19 protein-coding genes are annotated in these 17004 nt (G+C 68.1%); 12 read left to right on the forward strand and 7 right to left on the reverse strand.

Annotation, left to right across the window (positions count from 1 at the left end; genetic code table 11):
• Nucleotides 1-288 precede the first annotated feature (288 nt).
• A complete protein-coding gene (locus DAT35_RS45620) occupies nucleotides 289-1068 on the reverse strand; it encodes an alpha/beta fold hydrolase (RefSeq protein WP_108075617.1) in 780 nt (259 codons plus the stop codon).
• A 16-nt stretch (nucleotides 1069-1084) separates the two neighbouring features.
• Entirely contained in the window at nucleotides 1085-2029 is a 945-nt protein-coding gene (gene corA / locus DAT35_RS45625; protein ID WP_108075618.1) for a magnesium/cobalt transporter CorA, read from the reverse strand.
• A 172-nt stretch (nucleotides 2030-2201) separates the two neighbouring features.
• Here corA and DAT35_RS45630 point away from each other — a divergent pair, with 172 nt between their 5' ends.
• Entirely contained in the window at nucleotides 2202-3368 is a 1167-nt protein-coding gene (locus DAT35_RS45630) for a hypothetical protein (RefSeq protein WP_108075619.1), read from the forward strand.
• Between the two features lie 116 nt (nucleotides 3369-3484).
• On the opposite strand, the gene dctA is transcribed toward DAT35_RS45630, so the two are convergent.
• Nucleotides 3485-4786 (reverse strand): C4-dicarboxylate transporter DctA, encoded by a 1302-nt coding sequence (gene dctA / locus DAT35_RS45635; RefSeq protein WP_108075620.1) that lies wholly within the window; start codon nucleotides 4784-4786, stop codon nucleotides 3485-3487.
• 439 nt (nucleotides 4787-5225) lie between these two features.
• Between dctA and DAT35_RS45640 the strand changes: the two genes are divergently transcribed.
• From DAT35_RS45640 to DAT35_RS45650, 3 genes are all read left to right on the forward strand, one after another.
• Nucleotides 5226-7115, forward strand: coding sequence for a M4 family metallopeptidase (locus DAT35_RS45640; protein ID WP_108075621.1), 1890 nt, complete (start codon nucleotides 5226-5228; stop codon nucleotides 7113-7115).
• A gap of 130 nt (nucleotides 7116-7245) precedes the next feature.
• Complete coding sequence (locus tag DAT35_RS45645) at nucleotides 7246-8067, forward strand: HAD-IIB family hydrolase (RefSeq protein ID WP_108075622.1); 822 nt, start codon at nucleotides 7246-7248, stop codon at nucleotides 8065-8067.
• A complete protein-coding gene (locus tag DAT35_RS45650) occupies nucleotides 8064-9260 on the forward strand; it encodes a class I SAM-dependent rRNA methyltransferase (protein ID WP_108075623.1) in 1197 nt (398 codons plus the stop codon). The genes DAT35_RS45645 and DAT35_RS45650 overlap by 4 nt, the downstream gene beginning before the upstream one ends.
• 20 nt (nucleotides 9261-9280) lie before the next feature.
• Here DAT35_RS45650 and DAT35_RS45655 read toward each other — a convergent pair whose 3' ends face one another.
• Nucleotides 9281-10081 (reverse strand): DUF4261 domain-containing protein, encoded by an 801-nt coding sequence (locus DAT35_RS45655; RefSeq protein ID WP_108075624.1) that lies wholly within the window; start codon nucleotides 10079-10081, stop codon nucleotides 9281-9283.
• A 140-nt stretch (nucleotides 10082-10221) separates the two neighbouring features.
• Here DAT35_RS45655 and DAT35_RS45660 point away from each other — a divergent pair, with 140 nt between their 5' ends.
• Together DAT35_RS45660 and DAT35_RS45665 are read left to right on the forward strand one after the other, a co-directional pair.
• On the forward strand, nucleotides 10222-10599 hold the full coding sequence (locus DAT35_RS45660) for a HEPN domain-containing protein (protein WP_158502147.1): 378 nt from the start codon (nucleotides 10222-10224) through the stop codon (nucleotides 10597-10599).
• On the forward strand, nucleotides 10593-10901 hold the full coding sequence (locus DAT35_RS45665) for a hypothetical protein (RefSeq protein ID WP_108075626.1): 309 nt from the start codon (nucleotides 10593-10595) through the stop codon (nucleotides 10899-10901). The genes DAT35_RS45660 and DAT35_RS45665 overlap by 7 nt, the downstream gene beginning before the upstream one ends.
• 87 nt (nucleotides 10902-10988) lie before the next feature.
• On the opposite strand, the gene DAT35_RS45670 is transcribed toward DAT35_RS45665, so the two are convergent.
• On the reverse strand, nucleotides 10989-11408 hold the full coding sequence (locus DAT35_RS45670; protein WP_108075627.1) for a type III secretion system chaperone: 420 nt from the start codon (nucleotides 11406-11408) through the stop codon (nucleotides 10989-10991).
• A 228-nt stretch (nucleotides 11409-11636) separates the two neighbouring features.
• Between DAT35_RS45670 and DAT35_RS45675 the strand changes: the two genes are divergently transcribed.
• From DAT35_RS45675 to DAT35_RS45700, 6 genes are all read left to right on the forward strand, one after another.
• The gene (locus tag DAT35_RS45675; protein WP_146210142.1) at nucleotides 11637-12014 is read left to right on the forward strand and encodes a HEPN domain-containing protein; all 378 of its coding nucleotides are present in this window, start codon (nucleotides 11637-11639) and stop codon (nucleotides 12012-12014) included.
• Nucleotides 12008-12313: a hypothetical protein gene (locus tag DAT35_RS45680; protein WP_108075629.1), complete on the forward strand. Its 306-nt coding sequence runs from the start codon at nucleotides 12008-12010 to the stop codon at nucleotides 12311-12313. Before DAT35_RS45675 ends, DAT35_RS45680 begins: the two co-directional genes overlap by 7 nt.
• 1 nt (nucleotide 12314) lies before the next feature.
• Nucleotides 12315-12833, forward strand: a complete 519-nt coding sequence (locus tag DAT35_RS45685; protein WP_108075630.1) for a hypothetical protein — start codon at nucleotides 12315-12317, stop codon at nucleotides 12831-12833.
• A gap of 39 nt (nucleotides 12834-12872) precedes the next feature.
• Nucleotides 12873-13505, forward strand: a complete 633-nt coding sequence (locus DAT35_RS45690; RefSeq protein ID WP_108075631.1) for an alpha/beta hydrolase — start codon at nucleotides 12873-12875, stop codon at nucleotides 13503-13505.
• Nucleotides 13506-13644: 139 nt separating this feature from the next.
• Nucleotides 13645-15516, forward strand: coding sequence for a S8 family serine peptidase (locus DAT35_RS45695; protein WP_108075632.1), 1872 nt, complete (start codon nucleotides 13645-13647; stop codon nucleotides 15514-15516).
• Nucleotides 15513-15728 (forward strand): DUF5818 domain-containing protein, encoded by a 216-nt coding sequence (locus DAT35_RS45700; RefSeq protein ID WP_108075633.1) that lies wholly within the window; start codon nucleotides 15513-15515, stop codon nucleotides 15726-15728. The genes DAT35_RS45695 and DAT35_RS45700 overlap by 4 nt, the downstream gene beginning before the upstream one ends.
• A gap of 69 nt (nucleotides 15729-15797) precedes the next feature.
• Here DAT35_RS45700 and DAT35_RS45705 read toward each other — a convergent pair whose 3' ends face one another.
• On the reverse strand, nucleotides 15798-16199 hold the full coding sequence (locus DAT35_RS45705) for a DUF3037 domain-containing protein (RefSeq protein WP_108075634.1): 402 nt from the start codon (nucleotides 16197-16199) through the stop codon (nucleotides 15798-15800).
• Complete coding sequence (locus DAT35_RS45710) at nucleotides 16177-16962, reverse strand: HipA family kinase (RefSeq protein WP_108075635.1); 786 nt, start codon at nucleotides 16960-16962, stop codon at nucleotides 16177-16179. Before DAT35_RS45710 ends, DAT35_RS45705 begins: the two co-directional genes overlap by 23 nt.
• Nucleotides 16963-17004 lie beyond the last annotated feature (42 nt).

Below are 17004 nucleotides of genomic sequence, written 5' to 3' on the forward strand. Positions count from 1 at the left end.
CCCCTCGCATGGCGCCTCATCCGCAGTAGCCCCAGTAGCAGAAGCGCGGTGGCTCATGAGGTGCCTTTCGAGGTGGACCGACGGAGGGGAGGGCAGGAGGCGTAATCCCAAACGCGGGCCAGGGCGCCACTCACTTGTAGACGTCTATAAGTGAAGGTGCCGGAAACACGAAGGCCGGAAATTGCTGACTCCAGCGGCTCCCGGCCTCGGTGCGCATTCTCGTGTCGGAGGGCCGTGGCATCCACGCTTTCAGTGTCCCCGACGGGATTCGAACCCATCAGGGGCACTTCAGAGTCCTGACAAGAAGCTGTCGAGCACTGCGTTGAACCTCTCCGGCTGCTCCTGGTTGGGCAGGTGGGCCGCGTCTGGGATGACCTCCAACCGAGCCCCGGAGATGAGGTCCGCCATCTGTCTGGCTTTGTCCGGCGGCGTCACCGGATCCTTCTCTCCCACCACTACCAGCGCGGGCCCGGCGAAGCGCGCGAGCATGTCCTTGCTGTCCGGCCGCGAAGCCATACCCCGCTGTGCCGCCGCGATACCCGCCGGTGTCGCCGTCCGCATCAGCGCCGCCACCTCTCGTCCCACTTCCGAGTCTGGTGCCGTCACCAACTTTGGCAGCAGCGCCCGTACCACCGCCTCGGGCCCCTCCCGGAGCGCCTCCTGCGCCGAGGCCTCCCGCCGTGCGCGTCCCGCCTCGTCGTCCGCCGTGGCCTGCGTGTCCACCAGCACGAGCCCCCGCACGCGCCCCGCGTCCTCCCGCAGCAGCGCCATGCTGGCATACCCGCCCATGGAAACTCCTCCCACCACCGCCGAGTCCACCTTCAGCGCGTCCAGCAGCGCCAGCCCGTCCCGGGCAATGCGAGACATCTCCGTGGGGCCTTCGCCCAGCCCGCTCCGTCCGAAGCCCCGGATGTCCGGGATGATGAATCGATAGCGCCCCGACAGCGCTTTCACCTGCTTCTCGTAGGCGTCCCCGTTCAGCGGGAACGCGTGGAACAGCAGCACGGGCAGCCCGCGGCCTTCGTCGCGGTAGTGCAGGGGAACGCCATCGACGGTGATGGTGAGCATGTGCGCCTCCAGGGCCTCAAATCCACTGCTTGCGCTTGAACCAGAACATCAATGCCACGGGCAGGCCAACCACCGAAACCATCATCACCCAGAAGAACTCCTGGCGTGTCAGGACGTCGAAGTTCTGTCCGAAGAAGCCCGTGATGAATGACAGGGGCAGGAAGATGGTCGCGAAGATGGTGAGCTGCTTGGTGATGTCGTTCGTCCGGTTGGCCACCATGGACAGGTAGCCGTCCATTACGTTGCCCAGCAGATCCCTCCCCGCGTCGATCTGCTCGTACAGCCGCACCAGGTGATCGTAGATGTCGCGGAAGTACAGCGCCGTGCGCTCCTGCACGTTGGGGGTGCCCCGTTTGGACAGGATGCCCAGCACGTCTCGCTGGGGGGACAGCACCCGCCGCAGTGTCACCAGTGCCCGCTTCAGCTCGAAGATGCGCTGGAGCTGTTCCGACCGCGTGTTCTCGAAGACATCCGATTCCAGGTCCTCCAGCTCCTCGTTGAACCTGTCCAGGATGGGGAAGTTGCGGTCCACCAGCGCGTCCGCCAGCAGGTAGAGCACGAAGTCCAGCCCGCGTCCGATCGTCGCCTGGGGCTCGTCCTGGACGCGCTTGCGCACCGCCTCCAGTCCCTCGTAGGGCAGCTCGTGGACGCTGATGAGCCAGTCCTGCCCCAGGAAGAAGTGGTGCTCGTGCAGGGTCAGATCGCACACGTTCCCCGCCTGCGAGGTGAAGCCCTGCAGCACGATGAACTGGTGGTTCGGGTACTCCTCCAGCTTGGGCCGCTGATCCAGGTGGAGGCAGTCCTCGATGGCCAGCTTGTGCAGTCCGTACCGCTCGCCGAGCCGTTGCATCAACTCCTCCGTCGGGTGGAGGACATCGATCCACTTGGGACCGGGCCGGTCGAGCAGCTCCTCACCTCCGGTGAGGGTCTTGCCTTCGTTCAGGAGCAGAACCTGGAGCATGCGTGCGCGTGCTTAGATCGCACCCTCTTGGATGTCGAGATGTCGAGCATCCCCCTCCGCCCGGCCGGGTCCTCTCCCGTGGGGGTCAAACCAGGGGGAGTGCTCGGCGCTGTACGCTCCGGGTTCCGAAGTTCGCGACGCGCCGTGCCGAACCCGCTAGAGTGCGTGCGCCGTGGCCGCCGATACCCCTCCGCTCGTTCTCTCCCCCAGGCTCGAAGAGCTGCTTCAGACCTTGTCCGATCGCTCCTTCGCCGAGCGCTTGCGCAAGGTGTATGGCGCCGCGAGCCAGGCCATCTCGCGACTGAGCGACCTGGATCTGCTGAAGTACGAGACCGCCCACGTGGACGAGAGCCCGGACCTGTCGCTCTGGGAGGAGATGGCCCCCGTCATCCGCGACACGGTGGTGGACGTCAACGCGCTGCTCAACGTCATCCGCGAGCAGTTCGCGGCGCGGCCAGCGGGAGGCGCGGCGGGCTCCGGAGCGCCCCTGGCTGCCACCGTGGAGACGCGGCGGGCCAAGGACTCCTCCGAGCTCCTCCAGGGGTGGATGCAGCAGCTTGCCCAGGGGATCACTCAGCTCGGCGAGACGATGCGCAACCCTGCGGTCGTGTCGGATCGCTGGACGCTGCTGGCGGAGATCCAGCGGCTGCGCGAGCGCTTCCGCGAGCAGATCGGCAACCTCGTCTTCGAGTCCGCCAGCGCCTTCGGGCCGGTGACGCGGCTGCAGGTGGTGCCCGGCCACGAGGCCGAGGTGAAGGCGGCGGTGATGGTGCGGGCCATCGTGGCGGACCTGTCGCGCATCGTCTCGGCGCGGCTGTCCAAGGTGGGCGAGGCCGAGCCCGAGGACGTGCAGTGGAATGCCCAGCAACTCCAGACGGAGCTGGATGCCTTCGGACGCACGGCCGCCTACAAGCATCTGCGCGCGCAGGACAAGCGGCACATCATCGAGCTGCGGGGTCAGGTGGGCAGGCTGGCCATCCAGGAGGCCCCTCTCAGGCACGAGGTGTTGTCGCTGGTGCAGGAGCTGGACACCTTCGTGCGCTCGCTCTCCAGCGTGAACCAGCGGCAGATCCTCATCACCCATGATCGCGAGGTGTGGGCGGGCTGTGGCGTGCGGCTGGAGCGGGCCCTGGGGCTGTTGGGCTCGGCTCCCGCGGAGGCGGCGAAGGCCTTGGCCGAGGCTGCCGCCAGCGCCCAGTCCCTCTATGGGCGGGAGCCGAAGCTCGATGCTTTCCTGCGCAAGGCGCGCAAGCTGCAACTCGCCCAGCTCCCCGGCGCCGAGCTGCGCACCACCATCGAGACCCTCCAGGCGCTGCTGGCCGGACTCGACATGATGTGAGTCACCGCCGTCTCGGGTGCCGGGCCGCTTGCGGCGCGTCGTCCTCGAGCGCGGGGGGTGGGGCGGCCCAGGCTCCCGCTGGCGTCGTGCCTGTCCGGCTGGAGGGGGGCTCGAGCCTATGTCCGCGTGTCTGGGGCGGCCGTGGGCTCGGCGGAGGCGGCGGCCGGGTTCGCGAGCGCCGTGCGGGCTCGCTCCTGGTCCAGGCCTCCCTCCCATTTGGAGATCACCAACGTGGCCACCGCGTTGCCTACCAGGTTGGTGAGGGCACGAGCTTCCGACATGAATCGGTCCACACCCAGCAGCAGCACCAGGCCCGCCACGGGGATGCGGCCGGTGGCCGACAGCGTCGCCGCGAGCGTGATGAAGCCTCCGCCCGTGACGGCCGCGGCGCCCTTGGAGGTGAGCAGCAGCACCGCGAGCAGCGCCAGTTCCTCGCCCAGGGTGATGGGTGTGCCGGTGGCCTGGGCCACGAAGAGCGAGGCGAGCGTGAGGTAGATGGAAGTGCCGTCCAGGTTGAACGAATAGCCCATGGGCACCACGAGCCCCACCACGCTCTGGGGGCAGCCCAGCGCCTCGAGTTTCACGAGCAGACGGGGCAGGGCGGACTCGGAGGAGGAAGTGCCCAGCACGAGCAGCAATTCGTCGCGCAGATAGCGCAGCAGCTGGAACAGTCCCACGCCCGTCCAGCGCACGATGGGCCCGAGCACGAGCAGCACGAAGAGGAACGCGGTGGCGTAGAAGGTGCCGAGCAGCCGGCCCAGGCCCACCAGCGTGCCCACGCCGTACTTGCCCACGGTGAAGGCGATGCCGCCCAGTGCTCCCAGTGGGGCCAGCCTCATGATGATGCCCACCATGCCGAAGAGCAGGTGGCCGACGTTGTCCAGCGCGTGGAGGATGCCCTGGCCCGCCTTGCCCATCTTCGAGAGCGCCACGCTGGTGAGCAGCGCCACGAGGAGGAGCTGCAGGATGTCGCCCTTGGCGAACGGATCCACCAGCGAGGAGGGGATGATGTTGGCCAGGAAGTCCACCGTGGAGAGGGACTTGCCGGCGGTGGTGTAGCTCTCGATGGCCTTGGTATCCAGGCGCGAGACGTCGACGGACAGGCCGGCGCCGGGCTCGAGGGACCTGCCCACCAGCAGGCCCAGGGCGAGCGCGCCCGTGGTGACGACCTCGAAGTAGATGAAGGCCTTGAGCCCCACGCGTCCCACTCGCTTGAGGTCCCCCATCTTGGCGATGCCCGTCACCACCGTGGTGAACACCACTGGCGCCACCATCATCTTGATGAGCTTGATGAAGCCGTCGCCGAGCGGCTTGAGCGATTCACCCGCATGGGGCCAGTAGTGTCCGAGCAGCGCTCCGAGCACCACCGCCACCAGCACCTGCACATAGAGATTCTTGAGCCACCCGAGGACTCGCATGGCGCGCGAGTCTAGCCCGGCACTTTCGTGCGGCTCTCACTCCGTGTCGCCGCCCTCCACTCCAGGAGGCGGGCCTGCCGGCTCCCTCTGCATGGCAAGTCATTGCTGCTGAAATCATTGGGATGGAGGCGGCATATTTTTATTGCTGGGCCATCCCTGTTCATGTCGCGGACGGGGTGTCGCGTATCAGGACACTGCTGTCTCGAATCAGGACGCGTCCTGGCAGGGTGGAAGAAGCTATTGGAATTAGGGGAGTTCTTCAGAAATCTGTAAACACTCGATACAGCGTGGAGGTTGTCTGTCGTGACATCCACGCTCCACTTGTTTGAACTGGAAGTGTTGCAAGGCCTAGTATTTCCACGATTGAGGGGTTTGGCGCGGTTCCTGCTCATTCGTCTTGTGCCCGACGGCACCTCGCCGTTGGCCAGGAGGAACCCCAGTGGTTCGCACTCGCTTCCTTGCTGCCGCGCTGCTCGCCCTTCCCCTCGCCGCGTGCGAGGTCGACAACTCCCAGCTCCCCGAAGGCGCCCAGAAGTTCGACGAGGCCGCCGATTCTCTTGGGGACATCCAGGCCGCGCTCGCGGCGCTGCCCTCCGCTCAGGTCGCCGGCGCCGAGAAGGACATTCCCTTCATGATCACCGGCAACCTCGGCACGGCCAGCTCCGTGCAGGGGCTCGCGGCCGGGCGTGATGGTCTGAGCCAGGCGCTGCCCGGCATCGCCGCCGTGTTCCGCCTGCAGGCCAGCGACCTCGTGGCGAAGCGCTCGCGCGTGGACGAGCAGGGCGTCACCCACGTCCGCTATGCCCAGACGAAGAACGGCCTGCCCGTGGTGAACGAGGAGCTCATCGTTCACGTGGCGTCCAACGGCACCATCACCGGCGCCAACGGCACGGCGCGTGACGGGGAGCTCGCCCCCGCCAAGGCGACCATCTCCGCCGAGGCCGCCGAGATCGCCGCCGTGAACAGCACCTCCGGCAGCCGCCTGTCCAACGACAGCGCCAAGCTGGTGTACGTGCGCTCCACTCAGAGCGGCAAGCTGACGCTGGCCTACGAGGTGGCGGTGCGCGGCGAGGGTCGCGACCTGCCCATCGACGAGAAGGTCTACGTGAGCGCGCTCGATGGCTCCATCGTGCAGCGCAACTCGAACATCCACACCGCGCTCAACCGGGCGGTGTACTCGGCCAACAACGGCACCAGCCTCCCGGGCACGCTCAAGCGCTCCGAGGGCGGCGCCGCCACGGGCGACAACCACGTCGACACCAACTACGCCAAGCTGGGTGGCACCTACGACTGCTACAAGAACAACTTCGGCCGCGACTCGTACAACAACGCGGGCGCGCAGCTGAAGAGCACGGTGCACTACAGCAGCAACTACGTGAACGCCTTCTGGAACGGCACCCAGATGGTGTACGGCGATGGCGACGGCGTGAACTCCACCCAGCTCGGTCTGTCCGCGGACGTGACCACGCACGAGCTCACCCACGCGGTGACCTCGAGCGAGTCCAACCTCACCTACTCGGGTGAGTCCGGCGGCCTCAACGAGGCGATGAGCGACATCTTCGGCGCCTACTGCGAGAGCTACGCCTCGGGCACCTGGGCCACCACCAACGCGGTGTTCATGGTGGGCGACGACATCTGGACGCCGGCCACCCCGAACGACGCGCTCCGCTACATGTACGATCCGGCCAAGGACGGCTCCTCGCTGGACTTCTGGACGAGCGGCGCCGGCAGCGTGGACGTGCACTACAGCTCGGGCATCGCCAACCTGGCCTTCACGCTGCTCTCCAAGGGCGGCACGCACCCGCGCAGCAAGTCGACCGTGAACGTGACGGGCATCGGCGTGCAGAAGGCCGGCGCCATCTTCTACAAGGCCAACGTGGACCTGATGACGGCCTCCACCACCTTCGCCCAGGCGAAGACGTACACCGAGCAGGCCGCGACGGCGCTCGGCTACACCACGGCGGAAGTGGCGTCCGTGACGGCGGCCTGGCAGGCGGTGGGCGTGGGCGTGCCCATCGTCTCCACCCCGCTGACCAACGGCGTGGCCAAGACGGGTCTGGCGGGTTCCTCGGGCTCGCAGTCGTACTTCTACCTGGACGTGCCGGCCAGCAAGGCGTCCACGTTCGCCATCAGCGGCGGCACGGGTGACGCGGACCTGTACGTGAAGGCGGGTTCGGAGCCGACCACGTCCTCGTACGATTGCCGTCCGTACCTGTCCGGCAACGCCGAGTCGTGCAGCATCGCCGCGAAGACCGCGGCCACCCGCATCCACGTGATGCTGCGCGCCTACAGCACCTACTCCGGCGTCTCGCTCAAGGGCTCGTACTAGTCCCGAGCACGTTGAAGATGGGTTGAGCTGAACGGCCCCTGGGAGGCACTGCCTCCCGGGGGTTTCGTTTTGCGGGCAGGTGAAGCGGGGCCTTCCCGTGGAGCCGGGAAGGGTGTAGGTGCGGCAGCGTATGGTTTCCCCCCGCCCCTTGCGCGACGCGGACCTCTCCTGGGTGGAAGGGGTCTTCACCGACGTCGACGGTACCCTCACCACCGCGCACCGGTTGCGCTCCACCACCGTGCGGGCGCTCGAGCGCCTGGCGGAGGCCGGTCTCAAGCTGGTGCTGGTGACCGGGCGCCCGGCGGGTTGGGCCGAGGCCTGGGCCCGCACGCTGCCGGTGGACGGGGTCATCGCCGAGAACGGGGGCCTGTTCTTCCTGCGAGGGCCCGGCGGGAAGCTGCGCAAGGTGTACGCCGAGTCTCCGCGCGTCCGGGAGCCGAACCGGCGGCGGCTGGAGACGGAGGTGGCGGCGGTGCTGCGGCAGGTGCCCGGGGCGCGCCTGTCCATGGACAGCGCCTACACCGAGGTGGACCTGGCCGTGGACTACAACGAGGAGGCCCGGCTGGGCGAGCAGGGGGCCGAGCGGATTGAAGCGCTGCTGCGGGCGCGCGGGGTGACGGCGGTGCGCTCGTCGGTGCACATCAACTGTTGGCTCGGGCGCTTCGACAAGCGCTCCGCGGTGCGGCGCTTCCTGAAGCTCGCCTGGGGGCTGCGGCTGGAGCCGGGGGATCCGCGCTTCGTGTACGCCGGGGATAGTTTCAACGATGCCCCGATGTTTGGAGAGTTCGCCCTGAGTGTCGGGGTGGCCAACGTGCGGCGGGTGCTGGAGCGCATCGAGACGCCGCCGGCCTTCATTACCCGGGCGGAGGAGGGGCGGGGCTTCGAGGAGCTGGCCCGCGCCATTCTCGCCCAACGGGGCCGTGTGGCCCCTCGTCGAGGAGTCAGAGCGTGAACGTCGTCAAGTTGGAGCTGGCCCCTGGGTTGGGCCGTCACCTGCGCGCGGGGCACCCGTGGGTCTTCCGCAAGGCGCTGGACAAGGTTCCGAAGATTCCCCCCGGCAGCGTGGTGGACTTGGCCGAGAACGGGAAGTTCGTGGCGCGCGGGTACTTCGATCCGCACTCGGCGATCGCGGTGCGCGTGCTGACGCGCAATCCGCGGCAGAACATCGACGCGGCCTTCTTCGCGCAGCGGGTGAAGCAGGCGCTGGCCGAGCGGCGCTCGCTGATCGACTTGCGCGACACGGACAGCTTCCGGTTGATTCATGGCGAGGGGGATGGGTTGCCGGGCGTGGTGGTGGACCTCTACGGCCCCTATGCGGTGATGAAGCTGTACTCGGCGGGGCTCACGCCGTACCGGGGGCTCATCGTCGAGGCGCTGAAGGCGGCGGTGCCGGAGCTCAAGGGCATTCTCGGCCGGGACGAGGTGGGCCGGGACGACGCGGAGGAGGACGAGGGCCGGGGCTCGGGGCGGATGCTGTGGGGCGAGAAGGCGCCGGAGGTGCTGGAGATCCTGGAGCGGGGCGCGAAGTTCGGCGTGGATGCGTGGCGCGGGCAGAAGACGGGCTTCTTCCTGGACCAGCGCGAGAACCGCTACCTCATCCGCCGCCTGGCGAAGGGGAGGGACGTGCTCAACTGCTTCTGCTTCAGCGGCGGGTTCTCGGTGAACGCGGCGCTGGGCGGGGCCAAGAGCGTGTTCTCGGTGGACCTGGATCCGGACGCGATCGCCCTGGCGCGGGAGAACTTCACGCGCAATGGGCTGCCGGCGGAGAAGTACGACTTCCTGGCGGCGGACGTGTTCAAGCTGCTGGCGTCCTTCCGGGAGGAGGGGAGGACGTTCGATCTGATCATCCTGGACCCGCCGGCGTTCGCGAAGAGCCAGCGGGCGGTGCAGGCGGCGATCGACGGGTACGCGTCACTGAACCGTCAGGCGCTGGGGCTGCTGCGGCCCGGAGGACTGCTGGCGACGGCGTCGTGCTCGGCGCGCGTGGGCCCGGAGGACTTCCTGGGCGCGGTGAAGGAGGCGGCCTTCAAGGCGGGAGTGGACCTGGCGATGGTGGAGGAGCGCTATCAGCCGCCGGACCATCCCATCCGGCTCCAGTTCCCCGAGGGCCGCTACCTGAAGTTTTACGTGATGGTATCGGTGTAGCCCTCCCGCCGGGCCTGCCCTCACACCTCGATCCGGTACACCGTGCGGGACGGATCGAGGACGGAGGGCACGTGCCGGACGCGGAAGCGCTCCTGGGCGGACAGCCCGATGGTATCTCCGTCCTTCAGCACGGGACCGTGGTCGAGCAGGTAGTGGGCGAAGTTGAAGGCCCGGTCCACCAGCTCCGCCGGCTTCGTGCGGGACGCGACCAGCTCCAGTTCCATGAGGCCAAACGCCTTCATTCCCGAGGTACAGAGCGTGAAGGTTCCATCGGAGTTGCGCACGAGCTGGAAGGCGATCCACAGATAGAGGGGTAGCCGCTCGTGCGAGGTGCGCTTCGCCTCGTCGACGAAGTCGTCCGGCGCATTCACCACGGGTCCCTCGCCCCAGTACACGCCGGAGGCATCCGCCGTGGATGCCACCGCGGCCACCACCCGGGTGAGCAGGAGCATCGTCGAGATGCGGTCCATCCCGGGAGCCAGCACGGCGACGATGACGTGGGCCGAGTGGGCCTTCAATCGATCGACCGCCTCGGGCCAGTGCCACGCGGCGCGCGCCGGGCCCTCGAGGTCTCTCCAGGGAATGGGGGCTCGCATCAGCGTGAGGGTGACGACGGCGCCTTGCAGTTCGAAGCTCAGGGTGTCCCCTTCCTGGCGGACCTCCTTCGCGCGAGGCAGTTCCTTCCAGTTGTCCTGCAGGAAGGTCAGCAGGGTGCCCTCGGGGAGCGGCCTTGCCCGATCGAGCGTGACCATGGCCAGACCCAGGTCGCGCCGCAGCCTCGGCGCGTCCACTTCTACTGCCTTCTTCCGGAAGAAACCCATCTGCCCTCCTCGCCCGGCGTTGGAGCCCACCCCCGTGGTCTTGCCTGAAGCGTGCGCCACGGATGACCGCGCGGGTGGGGACGCGCGAACCCATGTCGGAGGTGGGTGCTAGCAATGAAGGGGGTGGGAGGGGAAGGGCGATGGAGCGGAAGGCGTGGGAGAACCTGGCGGCGGCACGTGTGTTTCTGGACGTTGAGGAGCCGTGCCCCAACGCGGCGGCCTCGCGGGCGTACTACGCGGCCTACCACGCGTGCTGGCATGCAATGAACGAAGCGGGTATACCTACTCCAGAAGTCAGGTCTGGTGTATATTACTTCTTGCATGACCCGCTGCCTCAAGATGCGCTCGAGGCAGGGGTGCTCGATAGGCAGGCGAGCGAGGTGCTGGATTGGTTGGTCGACTTGCGAGTGGCCGCGGATTACGTCGTGGATGACCTGACGGTCGAGTTGGTGAAAGAGGCACTGGAGATGGCCACGAGCTTCGTCCGGCGCCTCCTGGGGGAGGAACCCACATGGTGAACGAGCGTGAGGAGATTCGTCGGAGGGTGATGGAGGCAGTAGGGGGCAGGCCCGTGAGGTGGACGGATCATCGAACCACCAAGGGTGATTTCCCAGGGCGCGATTGGGCCTTGGAGATCTTCGACGTGCCCTTCGCCGAACAACGCGAGCTCCATGGCCGTCTGTTTTGGGGAATCAAGAGGCAGGTCTGGGAGGAGAAACGCCTGGCGCTCACCATCCTCTTTCACACCCCTGAGAACACGGATCGGTACTACGCCTGGGTGCGCGAGGAGCACGCGGCGGAATTGGCGGGAGCGACCTGAGCGGCTCGGGACCCCGGGACCGTTCGGTTGCCGGAGTCCCGGGGGGCGCTCCCGCCTGACTGATGGAGAGGTGCTTCCCCTCGTGCCTCAGCGCTTGAACACGCGCGAGGCCACGCGGTCCAGCACCTCGTCACCCCACACGACGCTCGCTTGGGCGAGGCGCCGCATGTCCTCCTTGAAGGCCGCGTCCTGCGGCACCGTGGAGTAGGTGCGGCTCAGGAAGAGGCTCTTGTTCTCGGGTTCGTAGTCCACCGCGCCACCGCCCGTGTCCGTGCCGGACTTCTCCTCGGCGCGGAAGCCCTCGAGGACTCCGGGCTTGGGCGGATCGCGGAACTTGTAGACGAGAGCGCTCGTCTCCAGCGCCTGCTTGTCCGCGTGGTACTCGAAATAGAGCTGCGCATCGCCGAGCGCCACTCCACCAAATCCCTGCGGGTTGAGGCCTTCACTCGGCTGCCCGAGGGACTTCATGAACGCCTGCACCAGGCGCTGCGCTTCTTCGCGGGTCATGGGTCCTCCGCCTCCAGGAGGCGTCGTTCTTCGGGAGGGACGTTAGCAGCAGCCCGCCCGGCATCGCGAGGAATGCGGGGCAGGATGGGTGGAACTCCGGGCCGAGGCCCATGCGGCGAGGTGGAGTTCCGAGGGGGTCCCGTCCGGGGATGACCGCTGGAGTGGGGGCGGGCGAGCCCATGTCAGAGGTGGGAGGTAGGAAGGGAGGTGGTGGAGGGGGGGAGGGCGATGGAGCGGAAGGCGTGGGAGAACCTGGCGGCGGCGCGTGTGCTTCTGGACGTTGAGGAGCCGTGCCCCAATGCGGCGGCCTCGCGGGCGTACTACGCGGCCTACCATGCGTGCTGGCATGCGATGAACGAAGCGGGTATACCTACTCCAGAAGTCAGGTCTGGTGTATATTACTTCTTGCATGACCCGCTGCCCTACGAGGCTCGCAGGGCTGGGGTGCTCGATGATCAAGGGAGTGAGGGGCTGTGCGAGCTGGTCCGGCTGCGAGTGGCTGCGGACTATCTTCAGGAAGACCTGACAGTCGAGCGCGCGAGGGCTGCACTGGAGACGGCGACGACCATCGTCCGGGGTGTGCTTGGAGAGGAGCCGACATGGTGAACGAGCGTGAGGAGATTCGTCAGCGGGTGCGGGAGATTGTCGGGAGCCGACCTATCAGGTGGACGGATCATCGGACTACGAAGGGGGACTTTCCGGGCCGGGATTGGGCTCTGGAGGTCTTCGATGTGCCCGATGCCGAGCAACGAGAGCTCAGCCACAGTCTCTGGGGTCTGCTGACGAAGCTCTGGGACGAGCGGCATGTGGCGCTCCTCGTGCTCTTCCATACCCCCGAGAACACGGATCGGTACTACGCCTGGGTACGAGAGGAGCACGCGGCGGAAATGGCGGGAGCGACCTGACATGCGATACCTGGGAATCGGACTGGGGCTCACCCTGCTCGCCGGTTGTGGAGGGGGCGAGGAGATCCGGCGTTATCTCGTGGCGGTGGATCCCGCGCCTCTCGCGGCGCTTCCGGCCTCCTGCTACCGGGGTGGTACGCCTCCCTCGCCGCGCGTGGAGGACCACAACCTCTATCGCGACTTCACCTGGACCGTCTGGGAGGCCGGGAGCGCCGATCGCGCCTTCCTCGTGGTGGAATCGCCCGAGGGGGGCTGGAGGCTCGGGGACGCTCCACCGGTGCGGCTCGAGGGGGCCATCGCTGGCACCGGGGACTCCTTCTCCGCCGAGCGGGTACAGGTCTCCGCCGACGGCCAGGTGTTGGAATCCACGGCCCTCCACATCGTCTTCGAGGACCTGGACACCGTCTCCAAGGGCGTGGTGGAGCTCAAGGCGAGCTGCGCCTCGTGCGCGGGGGGAAGCGCCCTGTCCTGCGAGGCCCGGCTGGCGTTCACTGCCCGGGAGGAAGTGCTCCAGGAGTGAAGCACTCGGACCCGCTCCGCGTTAATCTCCAGGCTTCCTATGGTCCTGAAAGGTCAGTTCCTCGAGCGCCCGGCGCTCATCCCCCTGGGCCGCGAGGTGATGGAAGGCGTGGCGCACCGGGGCGACGAGCGCCCCCCGCTGCTCGTCCTCCCGCCCCGGCCCGAGGACGGGGGAGGCATGGACCACGTCATCGGGGCAGAGCTGGCCTTCGCCGCGGCATCGGCGGGCCACCCCACGCTGCGCTTCAACTACCGCGGTGTGGGAGGGAGCCAGGGCGAGCGGGGCTCGGGCGAGGCGCTGGTCCAGGACGCGGGGGCCGCACTGGCCGTGGTGCTGGAGAATGCCCACGCTCCCGCGGCGGCGGTGGCCGCGCTCCATGGGAGTGCCCGGGTTGCCCTCGAGCTCCGGGCCCAGCACCCCGAGGTGGCGGGCCTGTGCCTGGTGAGCCCCCGGGCGGTGACGGCGCGGGAGTTGGCCGGGCTCGGGCGGGGGTTGCTGGTGGTGGTGGGCGAGCTGGACTCCACCCTGTCCCGGGCGGAGCTGGCCGAGGCGGTGGACGCGGCGGGGGGCTCGCTGGAGGTCGTGGAAGGTGCCGGGGCCAATTTCCACCATGCCTTGCCCCTGGTGGGAAAAGCCGTTCGCGCCTGGCTGAAGATGCTGTCGGGCAAGTGACCGATGCTGCGTAACCCGTTGATTTGACGAAGGATCCTCATCCCGGAGGGAACTTGCCCGCCGGGAGGGGCGTCGAACAGACTTGATCGAGACCCAATCGTTCCGCCGTTCGTTCGTATGGGTCGTCAAAGGAGCGCCCATGCCCATGAAGCGTTGGACCCTGGCAAATGCGGTGCTGTCCCTGGTGGTGGCGGCGGCGGCCTGCGCGTCTCCCCCGGACTCCGGGGGCAGCCGGGAGGCGGAGCAGGAGGCCGCGGTGGACACCTCGCGGCGCGTGCTGGCCGAGGAAGAGCCCGGCGGCATCGTCGTGGACTTCAAGGACGGTACCTCCAAGGCCGAGTTCGACGCCTGGGAGTCCGAGTGGGGGGTGGACCTCGAGTTCAACTCCGTGGAGGGCGAGCACACGGGGGTGACGATCGCCCGGGACGTGGGGGATGTGGACGCGGTGCTCGCGCGCATCCGCCAGAACCCGGCCGTCGAGTCCGCCGAGCCGCTGCGGGTGTACTCGGTGCCTCCTGGAGAGGAGGCCGTGTCGGGGCTGGAGGACTCGCTCGAGGAGACGAGCAAGGACGGCTACACCCCGAATGATCCGGACTATCCCAAGCAGTGGAACCTCCGGATGATCCACATGCCGAAGGCCTGGCAGCAGAGCCGTGGCAAGGGCGTGGTGGTGGCGGTGCTGGACACGGGCATCGCCTACGAGGACTACGACGACTTCAAGCAGGTGCCGGACCTCAAGGGCGTCAAGTTCAAGAAGGGCTACGACTTCGTCAACGACGACGAGCACGCCAACGACGATCACGGGCACGGCACGCACGTGGCGGGCACCATCGCGCAGGCGACCAACAATGGTCAGGGCGTGGCCGGCGTGGCCTTCGAGGCGACGCTGATGCCGGTGAAGGTGCTCAACCACTTCGGCTCCGGCACGTCGGCGGACATCGCCGAGGCCATCCGCTTCGCCGCGGACCACGGCGCCAACGTCATCAACATGTCCCTGGGCGGTGGTGGCTACTCGAAGGTGATGGCGGATGCCGTGGAGTACGCGCGCAAGAAGGGCGTCACCGTGGTGGCCGCGGCGGGCAACGCTGGGCGTCCGCGGGTGGAGTTCCCGGCGGCGTACCCGGGCGCGGTGGCCGTGGCGGCGGTGGGCCCGAGTGGCACGCGCGCCCCGTACTCGTCCTATGGCAAGGAACTGGATATCGCGGCCCCGGGGGGTGACAAGCGCCAGGGCGACGCGGGCGGCATCCTGCAGAACACCATCGATCCTCGGGATGTGTCGCGCTCCGTGTACGCGGCCTACCAGGGCACGAGCATGGCGACCCCGCACGTGGCGGCGGTGGCGGCGCTCCTGTACGCCGAGGGCGCCAGCGGGCCGGACGAGGTGGAGAAGGCCCTCTTCGCGGGCGCGAAGCGGATGGGGGAGCAGGCCTGGACGGAGGAGTACGGACACGGGCTGTTGGACGCCCAGGCCTCGCTGGAGGCGCTCGGTGGCGGGGCCTCTCGCTGGCCGTCCATGTGGTGGGCCCTGGCCCTGCTGGCGCTGGTGCTGTTGACGATCCGCGGGCGTGAGCGTCCGGGCTACCTCAACGTCCTCGTCCGGCCGAGCTTCCTCGTGCCGCTGGTGTTGGCCACGGTGGGCGTGTTCTTCGCGCGCTCGTGGTTCGGTGGGGCCTCGGGCGTGGCCGGAGACGTGGTGGACGCGGCGTACCTGCCCATCCCCGACTGGCAGCGCATCATCTTCGGCCGGGGCAAGCTGGCCAACCCGCTCTTCTACAGCTCGCTCATCCCGCTGCTGCTGTCCTTCCTGGCCATCAAGTTCAAGGGGATCCGGCCGGCCATTGGCGGGCTCTCGCTGGGCTTCGCCGGCTTCCTCACGTACGCCGCCTGGTCCAAGGCCCCCGCGCTGGCGTGGATGCCCTTCAACTTCCTCGCCTTGCCCTGGCTGGTGGTCAATACGCTCATCTGCCTCATCATCGCGAGGGCCATGCTCCGCAAGGAGTCGGCGGTATGAAGATCACCGGACGCGTGGTGTTCCGTGATCTCGAGGGCGGTGTCTGGGTGCTGGAGGGTGATGATGGGCGCACCTACCAGCTCGCGGGCGGAGATCGGAAGATCAAGAAGGACGGCCAGCGCGTGGAGGTTCAGGGTGACGTGGCCCGCGACGTGATGACCGCCGCCATGGTGGGCCCCGTGTTCAACGTGGCCACCTACCGTTTCATCTGACGCACGGGGTTTTGCTCCGGGTTGCTCCCTCTCGGGTTCTGAGGAGAGGGAGCACGGAGCAGCGGCGCTTCAGGGTTTCCCCGTGGGCGGCCGCACCATCCGATCCATCAGGTGCTCGAGCGCCTTCGCCGGCTCCTCGCACAGGCCCGAGTGGACGGGGCCTGTCTGGAGCATCGTGCTGCGCGGCGCCACCAGCCAGTGGAAGCGCTCCTTCTGCGGCAGCTGGCCGATTGGCCCCGCCGCCTTGCCTCCCGCGCAGATGCGCGGAATGGACGCCAGGTGGCTCCGGATCAGCTCCACATCGGCATCCGGTGCGAGCGCCAGGAGCCGCCGCTCGTCCAGCTCCACCCGGGCATCGAGGACGCGCCGGGTGAGGCAATAGAGGATGACGCCCACGTTGATGAATTCCTCGCGCTCCACGCGCGGCACGACGCGGATGACGGCGTAGTCAAACGAGCTGTGCGCGGGCACGTTGCGCCTCCTCGATGAACGCCGACGTCGCTTCCAGGCGCTTCAGCAGGTAGGTGGCATAGGCCTCCCGGTGCTCGGCCACCGTCGCGAAGCGGGGCTCCACCTCCGGGCCCAACCACGCATCGGGCACGCACCCCACGACACGCCGGATGACGTCCTCCGTCACCCTCTGGCGCAGGGACGCCTCCGCCTCCGGTAGCGCGGAGGCCCAGGGCAGCAGCACGTGATCCTTCACCGCCGGGAAGCGGCTCTGGCTGCGCTCCAGGTAGTCGTCCCACGCGTGGTGGAAGTACAGAGAGGCGCCGTGGTCGATGAGCCACAGCGCCTTGTGCCAGGACAGCATGTTCGGGTTCTTCGGGGTGCGGTCCACGTTCGTCACGTAGGCGTCGAAGCACACGATGGCCGAGGCCTCCGCGGCTCCTGGCGTCGGGCCCACCATCGGATCGAACGTGATGGAGCCCGGCAGATAGTCCATGCCCAGGTTGAGGCCCGCGCTCGCCTTGAGCAGATCGCGGATCTCCCCGTCCGGTTCGGCGCGGCCCAGTGTGGGATCCAGCTCCACCAGCACGAGCTCCGGCATCCGCAGACCCAGCGCCCTGGCCAGCTCGCCCGCGATGATCTCCGCCACGAGCGCCTTGATTCCCTGGCCCGCTCCTCGGAACTTCAGGACGTAGAGCCCTGAGTCATCCGTCTCGATGATTGCGGGCATCGAGCCGCCCTCTCGCAGCGGCGTGACATAGCGTGTCGCGGTCACTCTTCTCATGCTTGCACCCTCAACCCTGCCTCCTCCTGGGGCCAGAGGGGG

Source organism: Vitiosangium sp. GDMCC 1.1324 (genome assembly GCF_003044305.1).
Lineage (GTDB): Bacteria > Myxococcota > Myxococcia > Myxococcales > Myxococcaceae > Archangium.